This is a genomic window from Hoeflea sp. BAL378 (assembly GCF_000759435.1).
Taxonomy (GTDB): Bacteria; Pseudomonadota; Alphaproteobacteria; order Rhizobiales; family Rhizobiaceae; genus Hoeflea.
The window spans coordinates 63205-82626 of the sequence record NZ_JRJG01000002.1; the positions used below are offsets into that span (position 1 = coordinate 63205).

A 19422-nucleotide genomic window follows, 5' to 3' on the forward strand; every position below is an offset into this window, starting at 1 on the left:
GCCCGCGCAAGGCGCGGCAAATGCGGGCGCTGGCGGCGGAGTGCGCCGATCTTTACCGTTGATTAACCATAATTGCCGATGCTCGCCGCCTGACACCTCTCGCCCGGGGCCCCGGCATGCGCCAGCCATCATCCTCCGTCTCCGGATCACCGGGCCGTTTCGCGTGGTCGCCGCTGCAATCGAGCCTGGAGCTCGCCCGCCCGGACATCCTGTCGCAGGGCATCATCCGCGGCGCGGCGATCCTGCTGTCGGCGCTCGGCCTGGCATTGATGCTGATTTCGCTGCAGCCCTTCGTCGGCACCAGCATGATCAGCGAATCCGGCGTAAGCGAAGGCAGTGCGATCAACCAGTTCGGCTTTCTGGCGGCGGGACTGGTCTTTGCGGTCTCAATGCTGTGCCTGACGAACCGCAAGGTGCTGCTCAGCCTGCTCACGCCGGGCTTCCTGCTGCTGGCGCTGGTGCTTGCCTACAACATCGCCGTCTCGCCCGCCCCGGCGCCGGTGTTCCGGGCGGTGGTGCTGACCGCCATCGGCATGCTGATCGCCTTCTCGTCGATCGTACTGCCGCGGGGCGAAAGGGACTTCCGCACCGCCCTGATCATCGCCACGCTGGCGACGCTGGCCTTGTCCTATGGCGGCCTGATCGTCTTTCCGAACCTCGCCACCCATGGCTACGACGCCTACGAGCCGCAGCATTCCGGGCTGTGGCGCGGCCATTTCAGCCACAAGAACATCGCCGGCCCGGTGATGTGCGTCATCGCCATCTTCGGCATCTACCTGATGCGGTCGGGCCAGCGGCTGATCGGAGCGGTCATCTTTGCCGCCGGCGCGCTGTTCGTGGTCCAGACGGGGTCGAAGACCACCAGCGGCCTGTTTCCGATCGCCGTGCTGATCGTCCTGTCGGCGAGTGTCTTCGGGCGGACGGCGGCGGCCATTCTCATCAACCTGATGGCGCTTGCAGCGGCCTATCTGTTCACGCTCGGCTCGCTGTCGCATCCGCGGATTTCCTACCTGGTCCTCGATTTCCTGGGCGACCAGACCTATACCGGCCGCACCACATTGTGGGAGTTCAGCCTGTCGAAGATCCCGGAAAAGCCGTGGCTGGGCTTCGGCCTCTACAATTTCTGGAGCACCGGCAACGTGCTCGGGCTCGACAAGCCGTTCGAGGCGGCGTGGGACTACCGCTACATCATCCACGGCCACAACAACTACCTCGACATGGTGCTCAACCTGGGCCTAGTGGGCGGCGGCGTGCTGGTCTGGGTGCTGTTTGTCGCGCCGATGGTCAACTACGCCCGGGCGCGGCGCAATCCGGGCAACCGCAAGCTCGCCGACATGTTCTTCATGATCATTGTGTTCATGGGCCTGCTGTCGTTTCTCGAGACGTTCTTCCTGGCCCGCAACGATCCGATCTGGCTGATGCACATCTTCGCCGTGTTCGGGCTGCATCTGCTGGCGCGGTTCGACATCAATGCCGGCACGACCGCCCCGGGCGGGCCGCCCGGCCGGCCCCTGGCCGCCTAGGGCCGTCCGGCGTCGTAGCCCGCGAGCCGCGCGGCGTAGCGCGCCATCTGGTCGACCTCGAGATTGACATGGTCGCCCAGAGCCCGCGCGCCCCAGGTGGTGACGGCGAGCGAGTGGCGGATCAGCAGCACATCGAAGTCCGTGCCGTCGACCGCGTTGACGGTGAGCGACGTGCCGTCCAGCGCCACCGATCCCTTGGGGGCGATGAACCGCGCCAGCGCCTCGGGCGCGCGTAGCGTGAAGCGGCGGGCCTCGCCCTCGTCCCTGATGGCGACGATCTCCGCCTGGCCATCGACATGGCCGGAGACCATGTGTCCGCCCAGCTCGTCGCCGATCTTCAGCGAGCGTTCAAGGTTGACCGGCGTCCCCACCGCCCAGGCGCCGATGGTGGTGAGCCGGAGCGCCTCCTCCCAGGCCTCGACCTCGAACCAGCGGGCATTGTCGCCATGGCCGGGAAGCGCGGTCACCGTCAGGCAGACGCCGGAACAGGCGATCGAGGCGCCGATCTCGATGCCGGCGGGGTCGTAGGCCGTCTCGATGCGCAGCGCCACGCCCTGGTCGCGCGCAGTAACGGCGGCGACGCGGCCGATATCGGTGATGATGCCGGTAAACATGTCTCAGGCCCTTTCGTATTCATCCATCCGGTCGGGACCGTATGTCATGGCGAGCACCGGACGGAAAGTCCCGGGCATGGTCGCTGGCGTGACCGGTGCGTCAACCGCCTCGCCCTCGATCGTCCCCTCGCCCGTGAACAGGACGATGCGGTCGACCAGATCCTCGTCGAGAAAGGCGCGCGCAACCTCGGCGCCGCCCTCGACCAGGACCGTGGAGAGGCCGCGCGCCGCCAGGTCCTCGAGCAGTTCGGGCAGCGCCAGGCGGCCGTCATGGGCGTCGGAGGCGATGAACTCCGCGCCGACGGCGGCCAGCGCGGCGCGGGCCGGATGATCCTGCGCGGCCGCTGTGGCGATCCACAGGGGAACAGTGCGGGCCGACAGCGCCAGGCGCGAAGTGATTGGGAGCCTCAACCCGGTGTCGAGCACCAGGCGGGCCGGCGAGCGGTCCTCAAGGCCCGGAAGCCGGCAGGTCAGCTCCGGATCGTCGTTGATCGCGGTGCCGACGCCGACGAGAATGACATCGGACAGGGCGCGCAGGGCATGGACCTGGCGGCGCGTGATCTCGCCTGTGATCGGCACCTGCGCGCCGTCGCGCCGGCCGATCTTGCCATTGGCGGAGACCGCGAGCTTCAGCGTCACGTGAACCCGGTTCCGGGTCCGGCGGGTGAGATATCCGGCGAGGCCATATTCCGCCTCGGCCGCGAGCACGCCGGTCTCCACCTCGATGCCGGCGGCGCGCAGGATCGCATAGCCGCGCCCGGAGACGCGCTCGTCGGGGTCGGTGGCGGCCGCGACGACGCGGGAGACGCCGGCCGAGACCAGCGCGTCGGCGCAGGGCGGGGTGCGGCCATGATGGGCGCAGGGCTCGAGCGTGACGTAAGCCGTGGCGCCGCGGGCGAGTTCGCCCGCCTGGGCCAGCGCCTGCGGCTCGGCATGCGGGCGGCCGCCGATGGCGGTGACGCCGCGGCCGACGATAGCCGGCGCGCCGTCGATGTCGCGCACGATCAGCGTCGCCACGGAAGGATTGGAGCCGGTGCGGCCCTCATGCCAGCGGGCAAGGCGGATCGCCGCCGCCATGTACCGACGGTCGAGCGCGCTCACCGCCATGGTGTCAGAGATCTCCGACGGTGGTGTCGCCGGCAATCCGCGCGGTGAGTTCGGCGATGGTGCGCTCGAAATCCTCGGGCCCGGAGAAATCCCGGTAGACCGAGGCATAGCGGACGAAGCCGACATCATCGAGCGCCTTGAGCGCCTCGAGCACCAGCAGGCCGATCTCGTCGGTGGCGATTTCGCTTTCGCCCGAGCTTTCCAGCCGCCGGACAATGCCCGACACCGCGCGGTCGATGCGCTCGGGATCGATCGGCCGCTTGCGCAGCGCGATCTGAAACGACTTGGCCAGCTTGTCGCGATCGAACGGCACCCGCCGGCCGGTCTTCTTCAGCACCTGCAGGTCGCGCAACTGGACCCGCTCGAAGGTGGTGAAGCGGCCGCCGCAATCAGGACAGACGCGGCGGCGGCGAATCGCGGCGCCATCCTCGGCCGGCCGCGAATCCTTCACCTGGCTGTCTTCGGAACCGCAATAGGGACACCTCATCTGCCCTATCCCAGATACGGGTAGAGCGGGAACCGGTCGGTGAGCGCCACCACCTTCTTCTTCACCGCAGCTTCGACCGCGGCGTTGCCCTCTTCCGAATTGGCGGCTTTCAGGCCGTCGAGCACTTCGGCGATCAGGTTGCCGATCTCGGTGAACTCGCTGGCGCCGAAGCCGCGGGTGGTGCCGGCGGGCGTTCCGAGCCGGATCCCGGAGGTCACGAAGGGCTTTTCCGGGTCGAACGGGATGCCGTTCTTGTTGCAGGTGATGTTGGCGCGGCCGAGGGCGGCCTCGGCCTTCTTGCCGGTGGCGTTCTTGGGACGAAGGTCGACCAGCATCAGGTGGTTGTCGGTGCCGCCGGAGACGATGTCGAGGCCGGTGGCCTTGAGGCTCGCGGCCAGCGTCTTGGCGTTGTCGGCCACGGCCTGGGCATAGGCCTTGAATTCGGGCGTCAGCGCCTCGCCGAAGGCCACCGCCTTGGCGGCGATGACATGCATCAGCGGACCTCCCTGCAGGCCGGGGAAGACGGCCGAGTTGATCTTCTTGGCCATCGCCTCGTCATTGGTGAGAATCATGCCGCCGCGCGGGCCGCGCAGCGACTTGTGGGTGGTGGTGGTCACCACATGGGCGTGCGGCACCGGCGACGGGTGCACGCCGCCGGCGACGAGGCCGGCGATATGAGCCATGTCGACCATCAGCCAGGCGCCGACGCTGTCGGCGATCTCGCGGAAGCGCTTCCAGTCCCAGATGCGCGAATAGGCGGTGCCGCCGGCGAGGATGAGCTTGGGCCGGGTCTCGTGGGCCTGCTTCTCGATGGCGTCCATGTCGAGCAGATTGTCGTCCTCGCGCACGCCGTAGGAGACGACGTTGAACCATTTGCCGCTCATGTTGACCGGCGAGCCGTGCGTCAGGTGTCCGCCCGAATTCAGGTCCAGGCCCATGAAGGTGTCGCCGGGCTGCAGAAGCGCCAGGAACACGGCCTGGTTCATCTGGCTGCCGGAATTGGGCTGGACATTGGCGAAGTTGCAGCCGAACAGCTTCTTGGCGCGCTCGATGGCGAGTTCCTCGGCGATGTCGACGAACTGGCAGCCGCCGTAATAGCGCTTGCCCGGATAGCCCTCGGCATATTTGTTGGTCATGATCGAGCCCTGTGCCTCCAGCACGGCGCGGGAGACGATGTTCTCCGAGGCGATCAGTTCGATCTCGTGGCGCTGGCGGCCCAGTTCACTCTCGATCGAGCCAAAGATTTCCGGATCGGCGTCAGCCAGGGGCCGATTGAAGAAGGCGTCCGCGAAGCGGGCGGCGGAAGTCGCGTTGGACATGTTCCAGGTTCCTTGTATGGCTCGGGTCTGACGAAGCACCTGCGCGGGTCCGGCGGCGCTCCGCAGGACGGCGCGAATCCGGTCCGCAGCGTGGCGGAGCGGATGCGGTTATTTACCCATGTCGCATGGCGAGGGCAATATCCGCCGTCCCGATTGCGTCATTGCGGCGCGCCAACGGAAAGGGAGAGTCGAAGGGGCCTACAGGGCAAGCCCCACCAGCGCCGCGGCACTGGTAATCGCCTTCGTGATCAGGGAAACTGATTCCGCCGTCGTGCAACAGAAATTCACCTTATCAATGAAGCTGACCAACCTGCCCTTGAGAACCTCCGGCTCCTGGGCACCGTCGACCATCACGTTTCCAATCTGGCCAAGCTCATCGATAAGCTTGGTCTTAACATGGTCGGGAAGGTGGCCGCGCGTCGCTTCCTTGGCGATCTCCCCTTCGATAAGGCGGAATTGACCCGCCAGCGCTTCGACCGCGCCATCGCCCAGCGCCACGGTTCGGCGCACGCTCGCATTCGTCCCTACGGCTCCGGAAATGCTGACGTCCCTGCCGCCGCTGATCGTTATCCTGTTATCGCTCGCCATGGCTTACCGTAGTTTCTCCGTGATGGTTGCCGCAGTTTGGCGCATCACGCTCGCGCCACGACCGATTGCACCGGATATGTCCAGATCTCCCCCCGCGCTCACGTAAATTGAATTGTCGATCAGCATCGGCGCTTGCAGTTCGAAGTCTCGTGTCGAATAGCCGGCGTCGCGCATTGCGCCAATCACGGCCTCGAGCACGGCTTTTCCCATGACCTCGCGCGCCCGCCGAATATCCGCGCGCTGAAAGTAGAAATGCGGACTGTCGCTCGAAATCATGCCGCGAATCGTATCGGTCGCGCCGTAATTGTAGGCGGGGTTCAATCGGATTTCCCGGTGAGTGCGGAACTGGTCAAGCTTGAAACCGTCCTTTATCCGCTGCCGGATGAAGACGGCGATCGAATAGATGGCGTCCAGCCAATACAAGGGAACTCTCGGCAAGACTTGCAGAAACCAGAGAACGGCTCCGAGTTTTCCGGGACGGGATAGTTCATCAATCTTGCGATAGGACCGGTCGACAGGGAGAAGCACGGTCGTCACCATCTCGATGGATGCCGAATTGCCTTCCACGAGCGCCCTGACGAAACAGTTGGTGACGACTTCCATGCCCCAGTTGGCAATGGAAAAACATGCATAGGGCCGCACGCGATCATCGGGATTGGCGCGAAAGTAGTGGATCCCTTGCGCCGCAATGGCTGTGCGCGGCCGGCCGAAGGGGTCCGGCAGGAAGGCCTTTCGAAGATTTTCCTGCTTCGCAACATGCGCCACTTCGGTGCCGTTCATGAACACGAAGTCCTTGGCGGTCAGGTTCTTCACACCAACGGTCTTCACCGACCGGGCAATCGCCTCGTGCAGGCTCTCACTGGTGAGCGGCTGCGGCGTTTCATCGCCAGCCGGACCGAGGCTGGTCGCCATCTGCCAGGCCCCGGCAGGGGACCCGAATCCGACAAAAGGGTTCGTGGAGCCAAAGCAAATGATGTTCCCGCCAGGCGGAAAACTCTCGATGCCCTCCGCGCCGGAGACGACATATTTCAGCCGCGCTTCATCCCTGTCGAAGCGCTCGCGGGAAAACTCGCGTGCATGGACGAAATCATCCCGCCAGATTGACCAAAGCGTGAATCCGCAGAGAGCCAGGAACGCCACTGACGAAACGAAAGCGAGCGTCGGAACCTGCGACGACAGCATCGTCAGGCCAAGGACCGAGCCTCCGGTCATCAGCACAGGCACAGCAAGAAACAGGGCGAGCAGGATGATCGCATTTCTTCGGGTGCAGAAAGCATCAATCTTCCGGCACGCGGACACGACCAGCTCAACATCGATGCCGATTTCCGGCGCTCGGGCACGACACAATTCGCGGTCGAGATCGAGCACGCTCCGGCGGAAACGCCCCCCCTCGAGCCAAAGCGAAGCCAGCGCAAACCGAGTGGGATCTCCAGCCGGCTGCAGAGTTTCACGAAACTCCCGCCGACGCAGGATAATGCGCAGAAGGAATAGACCTATCCGGAAAAACAAACTTGCCAGAACAAGCAAAACGAAAAGATTGATGAGTGAAAAAAGCACACTCATAAATATACTGGGTGTTGAATACACGTTAGCCCCCTGAACGCATACGTCCAACGAACATCGGGGATAGGCATGATGCTGTCAAGCACGGATAACCGCCCTCTCGGGGCAGTTATCCGCGGTCGATTGCGAGACTGAGAATCAGGCGGGTACGGTCAGCCGTCGTTTGACGGCGGCGCGGCTCAGCGCAGCGCCAGTTCGTCCACGCCGTCGCGCTGGTAGACATCGTCGCGGAACTGCACGACGCCGTCTTCCGAGGCCCAGGCGGTGAAATAGGTGAAATACACCGGCACCGGCTCGGTCAAGGTGATCACGGTGTTCTCGCGCGAGGCGATGGTGGCTTCCATGGTCTGGCGATCCCAGCCCGGCGTGTCGCGCAGCAGCCAGGTGTTGAGATCGCGCACGTTCTGGACGCGAACGCAGCCCGATGATTCGAACCGCATCAACTGGTTGAAGACGCCCTGCTGCGGCGTATCGTGCATGTAGACCGCATGCGGGTTGTGGAAATTGATCTTGGTGGACGACATGGCGTTGCCCTTGCCCGGATCCTGGCGGAACATCAGTTCCGGCGCCTTCTCGGCGTTCCAGTCGACCATCTCGGGCGCCACTTCATTGCCCTGGCCGTCGAACAGGCGGATGTTGTTGCGCGCCAGATAGGTCGGATCCTTGCGCATCAGCGGCACGATGTCCTTCTCGATGATCGAGCGCGGCGAGGTCCAGTAGGGATTGAGGATGATCTCGTGGATCTTGGAATTGAGGATCGGCGTCTGGCGGTCGATCTTGCCGACGATGGCCGTGTGGCGCAGCACGACGGAGCCGTTCTCCACGGCCTCGATCTGGGCCGCGGGAATGTTGACCATCACGTAGCGGTCGCCCAGGAAACCCGACATCGAGCGCAGCCGCACCAGGTTGGTTTCGAGCTGGCCGAGCCGGACATCGGCCGACACATTGAGCGCCTGGTAGGAATAGCTGCCGAGCACGCCATCCGGCGGCAGGCCGTGGCGGGCCTGGAATTTCTTCACGGCGCCGTCGACATAGGAATCGAATTCGTTGGACAGTCCCGCCGCGCGGTCCAGATCACCCGACGCGATCAGCCGCTGGCGCAGCAACTGCACCTCGGGTTCGGACACGCCCATGCGCAGTTTCTTGGTCGCCGGCACGAACGGCCAGCCGCCGCGGGCCACCAGATTCTGGTAGTCGAAAATCGCGCGCTCGACGAAGCCGATCGTATCGGCGCTGGCAATCGGATGCCGCGTCGCCGTCTGCGCCACCGAGCGGGAGCTCTGCGCATCGAACTGGTCGTCCCAGGCGCCGCGCTGCGGAGACGAGATGATCGCCTCGATGGTCGTCTGCGCGAAGGCCGGTCCGGCCACGATCGCCGCAGCCGCCACGCCAGCGGCCCGGGCCATGAAGTGGCGGCGGGTAACTCTGTCTAGTCCGGTTGGCTTTGTCATGCGTAATCCACCATGCATTCTGTTCCGACGTTGGGACTGGCCAGATCGAATACCACGCCCACCGTTAAGATATTGGGACCAAGTCCGGTCCTTCAAGGCTGACGCGACACTTTCGCGCGAGCATTCGACGCCGGAGCGACCTCACGGATCCGCTCCTTGCCGCGAGCCTTGTGCTTACCATACTCGCTTTCACGGCAATATGGCTAATTCATGGTCCGCCGCCAGCGACGGCCTTCTGGATCGGCGCCGCGAACCCGGTCTCGCGCCGGTTTCCGGTCGGGCTGTTGTACGGACTCGATCCCGGGTCCCCTGCCCCGGTGCGGAGGCCACCAGGCAGGGCCGGACGAAGAGCCGGAGCCGCCCGTCCCGTTTTGAAGCGGAAAAGGCGGCCGGGCCATGGCCCGCCGCCTTTTTCATGCGTTGCCTGCCGGAGGTCCTACAGGCGGTAGAGGATCTGGTCGTTCCAGAACCGGTCAAGGCGCTGCATCAGCTTGTTCAACTCCTCGAACTCGCTGGCGCCGATGCCGCCGACCTTGGCGATCGAATTGATGTGCCGGTCATAGAGCGCAGCCACCGTTTCGGCGATCTCTGTGCCGTGCTCGGTCAGGCTGATGCGCACCGCGCGGCGGTCGACCCGCGAGCGCTGGTGGTTGATGTAGCCGAGGTCGACCAGCTTCTTGAGATTGTAGGAGACGTTGGAGCCGAGATAATAGCCGCGGCTGCGCAGTTCGCCCGCGGTCAGCTCGGAATTGCCGATGTTGAACAGGAGCAATGCCTGGATGGCGTTGATATCGGTGCGGTTGGCGCGGTCGAACTCGTCCTTGATGACGTCGAGCAGGCGGCGGTGAAGCCGTTCGACAAGCTGCAGCGATTCCAGATAGAGGTCGCGCAGGCCCTCGGACTCGTCGTTTGCGGGGGCTGGCTTTCGTGCCGATGCAAGCGCGGTGTTTGTAAATGACATGATGACTGCCTCACTGTTTGTGGTGGCGGCTATTGTTCCCGCCTTGAGACAGACCCTATCGAATACGTCTAAAACTCTACTTAAAATGCAAGCTTAACAGCGTGTTACCTTCGCGCCACCGCCGATCACAGTGAATCAGTCCTTACCACCTTGGCATCCTGCCGCCGCTTGATGAACAGCGCCAGGCGAAAGCCGACATAGACCGAGATCACCACGACATGGGCGATGACCAGCACCGGGCGCTCGCCGTACCACAGCGGAAACCCCTTGTGCATGATGATCTCGGAGCCGGCCGCGACGACCCAGATCACCGGTCCCCAGGACACCTGCATCCACAGGCCCACGGCCGCCACCGGAAGCAGCACCGCCAGCGCGGATGAGGCGAACTGCCAGTAATTCGGCAGCAGGTCGAAGCGCGACATGCCGCCATCGGAATAGCCGATCAGCCGCCCCCAATACTGCAGGCCGGCGACGAGGCAGCTCACCGCCACCAGCCGCATGAACAGCCGGAAGCTTCCCTCCAGCGCGCCGGTGCCGGCCTCGGGTGCGGTTCCGATCTGCAGTATCGCCATCGTTGATGCCTCGGTTGACCAGGCCCGCGCCTCGCGGCCAGCCTTCTTCGGCCCCAGTCATAGCCAATCTGTCGTCAGGGGCAACCCCGCAGGCGGGCGAGCGGCCGGCAGGGGTGGAACCAGGCTGACCGTGCCCTCCCCTGCCGGACAACCCCGCGAACGGGATCTCCACCGCCCCGCGGAGGGGCTATGCCGTAAGCGTGTTCGAGCCGAAATACAGGAACTCCCGATCCATGCCGGCGATATCGGCGGCCGCCAGCGAGAGGCTGGCGCTGTCGAGCAGCTTGAAGCTTTTCTGCCCCTTGACCCATTCGTCGGCGGTCTGCAGCGTGGAGAGCGTGTAGGTGGTGGTCTCGTTGAGGTAATGCGTCGGGATGATCACCTTGGGCTTGAGCTGCTCGATAATCGCATTGCCCTGGTCGTAGGACAGGATGTGCTGCGAGCCGTCGACCGGCAACGTGAGGACATCGACGCGACCGACCGACTCCCAGAAGCCGGGACCCGGGTCTGGCCGGTTGTCGCCCCAGATCAGGGTGCGCACGCCGCCGGTCTCGACGAGATAGGTGACCATGTCCATGTGGCCGACATTGTTGGGCGGGCATGCCTCGGCGCCGAATTCGGCCAGCGCATCGGTCCATTTGTACCAGCCCGGCGCCAGGCAGGCATGCTTGTCGGCGAAACCGGTGATCTTCAGATCCGCGAATTCGAAATTTCCCACCATCCGGTCAAGCACCATGGTCGAGACCGGCCGGTCGATCGCATCGTGGTCGAAATGGGTGTGGGTGGACATGGTGATGTCGACCGCCGTTTCGGGGAATTTGGACTTGAACCAGAGGCCCCAGGCACCGGAGGGATCGTCGCGCCACGGATCGAACAGGATCGAGGCGCCGCCGGGCGAGGTGATCTTGAGGGCGCAATGGCCGTAATAGTCGATGCTGACGGCGCCGTCGGCGAAGCTCTCCGCCGCCTGCAGGTCGATGACATGATTGTTGTTGCCGGGCTGGGTCCAATCGGTCGACTGGGCCCGCGCCTCGCGCGGATCAAGCAACAGGGCCGCGGTGCCGACGCCGGCCGCGCCTGCGGCCATGAAGAAGGACCGGCGGGAGAGACCCGGGGCCATCTGGTCCGTGTCCCCGCGAATCAAGGTGGGCGAGAGATCTGATTTCTGCATCTGAGCTGTTCCCTTTTTTGACGCCGCATCTGGTGCGGCTCATCCGATGCTAGGCGGAAGGGCGGGCTTTGCAGCCCCAGAAGAATGCGGGGGAAATAGGGGGGAAATCCCCCTATCGCCGCACGCTCAGACGAGCGAGGCGAGATGCTGGCGCAGGTTCTGGGCGCGGTTGTTGAGGCCGAGCTTGCGGCGGATGTTGTTGCGGTGGAAATCCACGGTGCTTTCGCCGCGCGACAGCGTGCGCGCGATCTCCTTGGTCGAGCGGCCCATCAGCACCAGTTGCACGATCTCGACCTCGGTCGGCGTCAACCGGTCCAGGGTTCTCGACATCGGATTGGAGAGCGCCTGGGTGATCGAGCCGAGACTCGTCTCGATGAGATCGATGTAGGAGGACTGCGGCTCGCGTCCGAGCTCCAAATGCTTGAGCTTGCTCACATGCGGCAGCACAAGGGTTTTGATCCGGGCCATAACGGCGGCCTCGGATTCGGCTTTCGCCGCCTCGACATTGCTGATGACCACCTTGAGCGCGGTGTTGGCTTCCTTGAGCTCGCGGGTGCGGGCGACCACCTCGCGCTCGGTGTTTTCCAGCGCCTCCTGCAGGAGGCGCTCGGCGCGCCTGCGGGTTTCGATCTCCATCAGCAGCGCCAGGTCGTCCTCGACCACGCGGCAGAACTCCGCAAGCCCCTTGCGAAACCTCAGCGCTCTCGTGTTGCGGCGGCGGTCGAGCATGCAGATGGTGCCGAAAATCTCGCCGTCGGGCCACTTCAGCGGCAGTCCGACATAGAAGCTCATCTGGTGCTCCAGGTCCTCGTTGTCGGCCCAGCGCGGGTCGCAAGCGGCTTCCTCGACGATCAGCTCGCCGTCTTTCTGCAGCACGCCGAAGCAGTAGAGCTTCTCGTGAAGCGTGTAGGTGCGGCCCGGGGCATAGGGATTGCCGTCGCCTTCGCTGGAGACGAAGACCGCATGTCTCTTGCCGACGGTGTTCATGATCAGCGTTGCGGGCACATCGGCGAGTTCGGCAATGAGGTTGACGACCCCCTGCCATTTTTCAAGGGTGGCGGGCGCAATGTCAGGTTTGACCGTTGGCATGACGATCTCCTTTCCGACGGAAACTGATCCTCCCTTTGCACCGGAAGAATTGCACGGGAACCGGCAATTGCGAAATGCCAGTTTGCCGGCAATGATGTCGCCATCCCCGTGTCGAAATGTCCGACCGGCTGCTGCAGCCTTGACCGGGCCGGCGGCGACGCGTTTATAGCTGGACGCGGCGCAAGCGGGGTCTTGCAGGACCCAGGGTCGAAGGATGGAGTACATGGTCAGGAAGAAAGACACCGAGGCGGGCCTGAAGGCGGCGGCGGCCTCGGATATCGATGAAATCACCGCGCACCGGCGCATGCGGCGCACCCGCGTGGCCGACTGGTCGCGACGGCTGGTGCGCGAGACAAGGCTCACGGTGGATGACCTGATCTGGCCGATCTTCCTCGTTCCCGGCACCAATGTCAGCGAGCCGATCGACGCCATGCCCGGCGTCAACCGGATGAGCGTCGACAAGGCGGTGGAGGCGGCCAGGATGGCGGCCGATCTCGGCATTCCGGCGCTCGCCACCTTTCCCAATGTGGAGATGGAAAAGCGCGACCAGACCGGCTCGCATGCGCTCGATCCCGAGAACCTGATCAACCAGGCGACCCGCGCCATCAAGCAAGCGGTGTCCAATATTGGCGTCATCACCGACGTGGCGCTCGACCCGTTCACCGATCACGGCCATGACGGCATCCTGCGCGACGGCGAGATCGTCAATGACGAGACGGTGCGCGCGATCGCCGCCGCCGCCGTGCACCAGGCCGACGCCGGCGCCGACATCATCTCGCCGTCCGACATGATGGACGGCCGCATCGGCGCGATCCGCCGGGCGCTGAACGCGGCCGGGCACCACAATGTCTCGATCATGTCCTACGCCACCAAGTTCGCCTCGGCCTGCTACGGGCCCTACCGCGAGGCGATCGGCACCTCGGGGCTCTTGAAGGGCGACAAGCGCACCTATTACCTCGATCCGTCCAACGCCATGGAGGCGATCCGCGATGCGGGCCTCGACGTCGAGGAAGGCGCCGACATGCTGATGGTCAAGCCCGGCCTGCCCTATCTCGACATCTGCCGGGCGCTCAAGGACACCTACGGCCTGCCCACCTTCGCCTACCAGGTGTCGGGCGAATATTCGATGATCAAGGCCGGCGCCGCCGCCGGCTACATCGACGGCGAGCGGATCATGATGGAAAAGCTGCTCGCCTTCAAACGCGCCGGCTGCGACGGCATCCTCACCTATTTCGCCCCCGAGGCGGCAAGGCTTATCGCCAAGGGCGGGGGGTGAGCCACAGAATGGATCAGCACAGCTGTCATCGCGCAGTCCGATGAATGAATGGCGATGTCTCAGGCTCCGTCGCCCCGGACTTGATCCGGGGTCCAGCCACCGCGCGTCGGCGCGGTGAGAGACTCTGTAGGCCACGCCGTCAAATCTGAGTACGAATGAGTCCTCCGGCTCGCGGACGCTCGCCTGCTGGATCCCGGATCAAGTCCGGGATGACGGGGGGAGAGATGCGGGCAGCGGAGAGATGTCTGGAGGCAACACCAATTGGACTTCGGCGCGGTCAGCGCCTGTCAAACCTGGCCAATACCCTGCCAAAACAGACGCAATCCAGCGCCAAACCCTTTAACTGCGGCTCCCGGCTTCCTACATCTTTCCCGACGCGGCGTAACTGTCCGCGAGACGCCAGGAGAGACCGATGAGCCAGCCCTATTCCGAAGATGCACGCGAGCAGCCGATGGGCGCCTATGACGATATCGCGCTCTATGACGGCGTGCGCACCAAGCGCGTGCTGGCGTTCTTCATCGACTATGCCATCGTGCTGGCGCTGTGCGTGCCCGTGGCGGTGCTGATCTTCTTCATCGGCATCTTCACGCTGGGGCTCGGCTTCTTCCTCTACCCGATCCTGTTCCTGCTGGTCGCCATCCCCTATATCGGCCTGTCGATGGGCGGGCCGAACCAGGCCACGCCCGGCATGCGGATGATGGGCATCCGCGTCGCCCGCCTCGACGGCCGCCCGGTGGATTTCATGCTGGCCATCGTCCACGGCGTGCTGTTCTGGGCGCTGAACGCGGTGCTGACCCCCTTCATCCTGCTCGCCACGCTGGTGCTCGACCGCAAGCAGACGGTGCATGACTGGCTCTTGGGGACGGTGGTGGTGCGGGGGTAGCGGCTCAACCCGCCTCCGGAGCGCCTCCTGCAAATTTCGCTTCGATCCATGCCGCAAAGGCCCGCGCGGGCGCCGGCAATCTTGAAAAATCCCGCGCCACCAAGAAATAGCTGCCGTAGCTGATCGACTGCGCAAACAGGCGGATCAGCGCGCCTTTGCGGAGATCGTCAGCGACCATCCTCGTGTCGACCAGGCCGACGCCCTGTCCCCCGAGCGCCGCCTGCCGCACCAAGCCGCCATCGGCGAACACCGGTCCGCGCCGGACCAGGCCCGGCTCGGCTCCCGCCTGCGAGAACCACATGTCCCAGACCGCCCGGTTGTCCTCGTGCAACAGGCTGTAGCGGCTCAGATCGGCCGGGCCTGACGGCAGGCCGCCAGCCTCGAACAAGGCCGGCGCCGCCACCGGGATCATCTCCACATCATAGAGCCACCTGGCCTCGGTTCGCGGCCAGGCGGAGTGTTCGCGGCTGAAGCGGATGGCGATGTCCGCCTCGCCCGAGCGGAACTCGGTGAGCTTCTCGCTCGAGTCGACGGTGACGTCGATCTCCGGATGAAGGTCGCGGAACTCGGCGAGGGCATGGACCAGCCATCCGGTCGCGAAGGAGGGTTCGGCGCTGATTCTCACTTCGCCTGCCGAGCGCCGCTCCGACATCGCGTCGAGGCTGTCGCCGATGGCGTCGAAGGCGCTTGTGAGGACGGCAAGCAGATCGGCCCCTTCGGCGGTCAGTTTGATCTTGCGGTGCTGGCGCTCGAACAGCGGGTGGCCGAGCATAGCCTCGAGCTCGCGGATCTGGCGGCTGACTGCCGCCTGGCTCACGAACAGCTCCTCGGCCGCCAGCGTGACGCTTTCCAGGCGTCCCGCGGCTTCGAAGCTGCGCAAGGCGGTCAATGGCAGGCGGCCGCGCTTCATTCGCATAACCTCAAGTCAATTAACCCCATCCAATAGCTCGTTTGTCAAAGGCCCGCAAGCAGCGCCTTGTGGGGGCAAAGGAGAACACGCCATGATGACCATTTTCGAGATCCTGCGCGAGGCCATTCTCATCGCCACATTCCAGCACAGGCCCCCGGATCCGACCTGCGATCCGGCGCAGCGCAGGAGGCGCACCCAATGACGGGGCGCGATCTACTCGGCCCCTTCCCTCACACCTCCACCCGCGTCTCGTGCTTCAACTGCCTGAGAATCAGGTTGGTCCTGACGGTCGACACGCCCTCGAGCGCGAACAGGAAGTCCTCGAGGAAGGCGTTGTAGGCTGCGAGGTCGCGGCAGCGGACGCGCAAATGATAGTCGGCGTCGCCGGTGGTGGCGAAGCAGTCGAGCACTTCCGGCCGGGCCGTCACCGACCGGATGAAATTCTCGACATGGTGCGCCTGGTGGCGCGACAGCCCGACATGGACCATGGCGTGGAACGACAGGCCGACCTTCTCGGGATCGATGATCGCCGTGTAGCGGGTGATGACGCCGCCCTCCTCCAGCGCCCGGACGCGCCGCCAGCAGGCCGAGGCCGACATGGCCGCGCGCTCTGCCAGATCCTGGTTGGAGATGCGGCCGTCCTGCTGCAGCGCCTCGAGCAGGGGCCGATCGGCGGGCTGGAGGTCGAATTTTTCGGCCATATGGTAGCTCCTTTCGAAGACTTCATTCTTTCCGGCAGACCTGTCCACATCTGTGCTCTCATGCGGTCATTCTGGCAAGTCCTGTCAGCGCGCCAGTGCTATCATTGCGGCAGGAGGATTCCCGATGACCGCCCACACGCCCCCGACATCGACCTATGCCCTGTCCGACCGCTATGCGCTCGCAACCGGCCGGGTGTTCATGACCGGCACCCAGGCCTTGGTGCGGGTGCTGTTCGACCAGGCCCGGCGCGACCGCGCGGCGGGGCTGAACACCGGCGGCTTCGTCTCGGGCTATCGCGGCTCGCCGCTCGGCGGTCTCGACATGGAGCTGTGGCGGCAGAAGGCGCGGCTGGCGAAAGGCAACATCGAGTTCCTGCCGGCGGTCAACGAGGACCTGGCCGCCACCGCGGTACTGGGCTCGCAGCAGGTGGAGACCAACCCTGAGCGCACCGTCGACGGCGTCTTCGGGCTCTGGTACGGCAAGGGCCCCGGCGTCGACCGCTCCGGCGACGCGCTCAAGCACGGCAACGCCTATGGCTCATCGCCGCACGGGGGCGTGCTGGTGGTGGCGGGCGACGACCATGGCTGCGTCTCCTCGTCGATGCCGCACCAGTCGGACGTGGCCTTCATGGCCTGGTTCATGCCGACCCTCAATCCGGCGAGCGTCGCCGAATATCTCGAGTTCGGCGAATACGGCTACGCGCTGTCGCGCTATTCCGGCATGTGGGTCGGCTTCAAGGCGATCTCCGAGACGGTCGAGGGCGCGAGCTCCTTCCTGCTCAAGCCCGACCGCGCGTTCACGACGCCCGATTTCGACATCCCCGCAACCGGCCTGCACTACCGCTGGCCCGACCTGCCGGGACCGCAGATCGAGGAGCGGATGGAGGCCAAGAAGCACGCGGTGCTGGCCTTCGCCGAAGCCAACCCGATCGACCGGGCGATCTACGGCATCAAGGACGCCCGCTTCGGCTTCGTCACCACCGGCAAGGCGCATCTCGACCTGATGGAAGCACTCATGCTGCTGGGGCTCGACGAGGCGCGCTGTCGGGCGCTCGGCATCGACATCTACAAGGTCGGCATGGTCTGGCCCTTGGCGCGGCGGGCGGCGCTCGATTTCGTCCGCGGCAAGCGCGAGGTGGTGGTGGTCGAGGAAAAGCGCGGCATCATCGAAAGCCAGTTCAAGGAGTATTTCTACGACTGGCCGGGCGACAAGCCGCAGCGCATGGTCGGCAAGAACGACGAGACCGGCCGCCGGCTGATCCCCTGGACCGGGGAGCTCTCGCCCCGGCACCTGGCGCCGCTGATCGCCAGGCGGCTCGACGGCGTCTTCGGCGGCACCGAGTTTGCCGCCCGCGCCGCCGAGATCGGGGCCGAACCGCCGATCGCGCTGTCCGATCCGGGCGCCACCCGCACCCCCTATTTCTGCTCGGGCTGCCCGCACAACACCTCGACCAAGGTGCCGGAAGGCTCGAAGGCGCTCGCCGGGATCGGCTGTCATTTCATGGCGAGCTGGATGGATCGGGAGACCTCGTCGCTGATCCAGATGGGCGGCGAAGGCGTCAACTGGGCGGCCTCCTCGCGCTTCACCGGCAAGGGCCACATCTTCCAGAATCTCGGCGAAGGCACCTGGTATCATTCGGGCTCGATGGCGATCCGCCAGGCGATCGCGGCCAAGGCCAACATCACCTACAAGATCCTCTACAACGACGCGGTCGCCATGACCGGCGGCCAGCCGGTCGACGGGCCGGTCAGCGTTCAGGCCATCGCCCATATCTGCCGGGCCGAGGGTGTGGAGCGGATCGCCCTCGTCTCCGACGATCCCGACAAGTTCAGTGTCGCCGATTTGCCGCGCGGGACCACGATCCACGCGCGTGCCGAGATGGATGCGGTGCAGCGGGAAATGCGCGAGGTCGAGGGCGTGTCGGTGCTGATCTACGAGCAGGCCTGCGCCACCGAGAAGCGCCGCCGCCGCAAGCGCGGCGAGATGACCGACCCGAAGCGCTTCGTCGTCATCAACGAGCTCGTCTGCGAGGGCTGCGGCGACTGTTCGACAGAGTCCAACTGCCTCAGCATCGAGCCGAAAGAGACCGAGTTCGGCCGCAAGCGGCAGATCAACCAGTCCAACTGCAACAAGGATTTCTCCTGCCTCGGCGGCTTCTGCCCGAGCTTCGTCACCGTCGAGGGCGGCGAGCGGCGCAAGCCCGAGCCGGCCGACCTCGACATGAACGCGCTGATGTCGTCTGTCCCCCTGCCCGCTCTGCCGCCGCTCGAACGGCCGTTCAACCTGCTCGTCACCGGCGTCGGCGGCACCGGCGTGGTGACGGTCGGCGCGCTGATCTCGATGGCGGCGCATCTCGAGGGCAAGGGCGTGAGCCTCCTGGATTTCACCGGCTTTGCCCAGAAATTCGGCGCGGTGCTGAGCTTCGTGCGGGTCGGCGCCGATCCCGATCAGATCAACCAGGTGCGCATCGATACGGGCGCCGCCGACGCCGTGATCGGCTGCGACGTCGTCGTCTCCTCCTCGCCCAAGGCGTCGGGCACCTACCGGCGCGGCACAAGGCTGGCGCTGAACCTGGCTCCGATGCCCACCGGCGATCTGGTACTCCGGCGCGACGCCGACCTCAAAATCGACGGCCGCAGATCCTCCATCGAGGCGGCCGTCGGCGCGGACAATGTCGCGGCCTTCGACGCCAACGCCGCCTCCGAGGCGCTGTTCGGCGACGCGGTCTTCGCCAATGTGATGATGCTGGGCTTTGCCTGGCAGCGCGGGCTGGTGCCGGTCTCGTTCGAGCCCTTGATGCGGGCGGTCGAGCTCAACAATGTCGCCGTCGACGCCAACAAGCGCGCCTTTGCGCTCGGACGGCTGATGGCGGCGGACGCGCAGATCCTCGCGCCCCATCTCTCGCCAAGGACCGACATCGCCACCTCGCTCGCGGACATCGTCGCGCGGCGGGCTGAGTTTCTGACAAGCTACCAGAATGCCGCCTGGGCGGAGCGCTACCGGACCGGCATCGCCGCCTTTGCCGAGAAGATGCCGTCCGCGCACCGCGATCTGCTGGCCTCGGCCGCCGCCCGGTCGCTGTTCAAGCTGATGTCCTACAAGGACGAGTATGAAGTCGCGCGCCTGCACGGCGACAAGGCCTTTGCCAAAAGCCTCTCCGACCGGTTCGAGGGCGAGTTCCGAATCGTCCACCACCTCGCCCCGCC

General features: G+C 65.3%; 17 protein-coding genes. 4 read left to right on the plus strand and 13 right to left on the minus strand.

Annotation, left to right across the window (positions count from 1 at the left end):
• The first annotated feature begins 116 nt into the window (after window positions 1-116).
• Complete coding sequence (locus tag LL06_RS01000) at window positions 117-1523, plus strand: O-antigen ligase (protein ID WP_035521132.1); 1407 nt, start codon at window positions 117-119, stop codon at window positions 1521-1523.
• Here LL06_RS01000 and LL06_RS01005 read toward each other — a convergent pair.
• The 11 genes from LL06_RS01005 to LL06_RS01055 form a co-directional block, all read right to left on the minus strand.
• Window positions 1520-2137, minus strand: a complete 618-nt coding sequence (locus tag LL06_RS01005) for a riboflavin synthase (RefSeq protein ID WP_035521133.1) — start codon at window positions 2135-2137, stop codon at window positions 1520-1522. The two genes, LL06_RS01000 and LL06_RS01005, sit on opposite strands and share 4 nt — an antisense overlap.
• Before the next feature lie 3 nt (window positions 2138-2140).
• Entirely contained in the window at window positions 2141-3244 is a 1104-nt protein-coding gene (ribD, locus tag LL06_RS01010; protein ID WP_035521134.1) for a bifunctional diaminohydroxyphosphoribosylaminopyrimidine deaminase/5-amino-6-(5-phosphoribosylamino)uracil reductase RibD, read from the minus strand.
• 4 nt (window positions 3245-3248) lie between these two features.
• Complete coding sequence (gene nrdR / locus LL06_RS01015) at window positions 3249-3731, minus strand: transcriptional regulator NrdR (protein WP_035521135.1); 483 nt, start codon at window positions 3729-3731, stop codon at window positions 3249-3251.
• A gap of 5 nt (window positions 3732-3736) precedes the next feature.
• A complete protein-coding gene (gene glyA, locus LL06_RS01020) occupies window positions 3737-5050 on the minus strand; it encodes a serine hydroxymethyltransferase (protein ID WP_035521137.1) in 1314 nt (437 codons plus the stop codon).
• Between the two features lie 198 nt (window positions 5051-5248).
• Window positions 5249-5638, minus strand: coding sequence for a hypothetical protein (locus LL06_RS01025; protein ID WP_035521139.1), 390 nt, complete (start codon window positions 5636-5638; stop codon window positions 5249-5251).
• 3 nt (window positions 5639-5641) lie between these two features.
• Complete coding sequence (locus LL06_RS01030) at window positions 5642-7225, minus strand: hypothetical protein (protein ID WP_152599442.1); 1584 nt, start codon at window positions 7223-7225, stop codon at window positions 5642-5644.
• A 155-nt stretch (window positions 7226-7380) separates the two neighbouring features.
• Window positions 7381-8652 carry a L,D-transpeptidase family protein gene (locus LL06_RS01035; protein WP_052161077.1) on the minus strand — a complete coding sequence of 424 codons (1272 nt, stop codon included), beginning with the start codon at window positions 8650-8652 and terminating at the stop codon, window positions 7381-7383.
• A gap of 436 nt (window positions 8653-9088) precedes the next feature.
• Window positions 9089-9613: a MarR family winged helix-turn-helix transcriptional regulator gene (locus LL06_RS01040; RefSeq protein ID WP_035521143.1), complete on the minus strand. Its 525-nt coding sequence runs from the start codon at window positions 9611-9613 to the stop codon at window positions 9089-9091.
• Between the two features lie 125 nt (window positions 9614-9738).
• Window positions 9739-10185: a DUF6163 family protein gene (locus LL06_RS01045; protein WP_035521145.1), complete on the minus strand. Its 447-nt coding sequence runs from the start codon at window positions 10183-10185 to the stop codon at window positions 9739-9741.
• Between the two features lie 187 nt (window positions 10186-10372).
• Window positions 10373-11356, minus strand: a complete 984-nt coding sequence (locus LL06_RS01050) for an MBL fold metallo-hydrolase (RefSeq protein WP_035521147.1) — start codon at window positions 11354-11356, stop codon at window positions 10373-10375.
• 126 nt (window positions 11357-11482) lie between these two features.
• Window positions 11483-12445 carry a LuxR C-terminal-related transcriptional regulator gene (locus tag LL06_RS01055; RefSeq protein ID WP_035521149.1) on the minus strand — a complete coding sequence of 321 codons (963 nt, stop codon included), beginning with the start codon at window positions 12443-12445 and terminating at the stop codon, window positions 11483-11485.
• A 223-nt stretch (window positions 12446-12668) separates the two neighbouring features.
• On the opposite strand from LL06_RS01055, the gene hemB reads away from it, so the two are divergent.
• Both hemB and LL06_RS01065 read left to right on the plus strand, forming a co-directional pair.
• Complete coding sequence (gene hemB, locus LL06_RS01060) at window positions 12669-13721, plus strand: porphobilinogen synthase (RefSeq protein ID WP_052161078.1); 1053 nt, start codon at window positions 12669-12671, stop codon at window positions 13719-13721.
• A 412-nt stretch (window positions 13722-14133) separates the two neighbouring features.
• Window positions 14134-14604: an RDD family protein gene (locus LL06_RS01065; RefSeq protein ID WP_052161079.1), complete on the plus strand. Its 471-nt coding sequence runs from the start codon at window positions 14134-14136 to the stop codon at window positions 14602-14604.
• A gap of 4 nt (window positions 14605-14608) precedes the next feature.
• Here LL06_RS01065 and LL06_RS01070 read toward each other — a convergent pair whose 3' ends face one another.
• Window positions 14609-15514, minus strand: a complete 906-nt coding sequence (locus LL06_RS01070) for a LysR substrate-binding domain-containing protein (protein ID WP_035521151.1) — start codon at window positions 15512-15514, stop codon at window positions 14609-14611.
• A 230-nt stretch (window positions 15515-15744) separates the two neighbouring features.
• Window positions 15745-16215: an Lrp/AsnC family transcriptional regulator gene (locus LL06_RS01075; protein WP_035521153.1), complete on the minus strand. Its 471-nt coding sequence runs from the start codon at window positions 16213-16215 to the stop codon at window positions 15745-15747.
• Between the two features lie 124 nt (window positions 16216-16339).
• Here LL06_RS01075 and LL06_RS01080 point away from each other — a divergent pair.
• Window positions 16340-19422 (plus strand): indolepyruvate ferredoxin oxidoreductase family protein (locus tag LL06_RS01080; RefSeq protein WP_035521155.1); only part of this gene is annotated, 3083 nt, incomplete at its 3' end.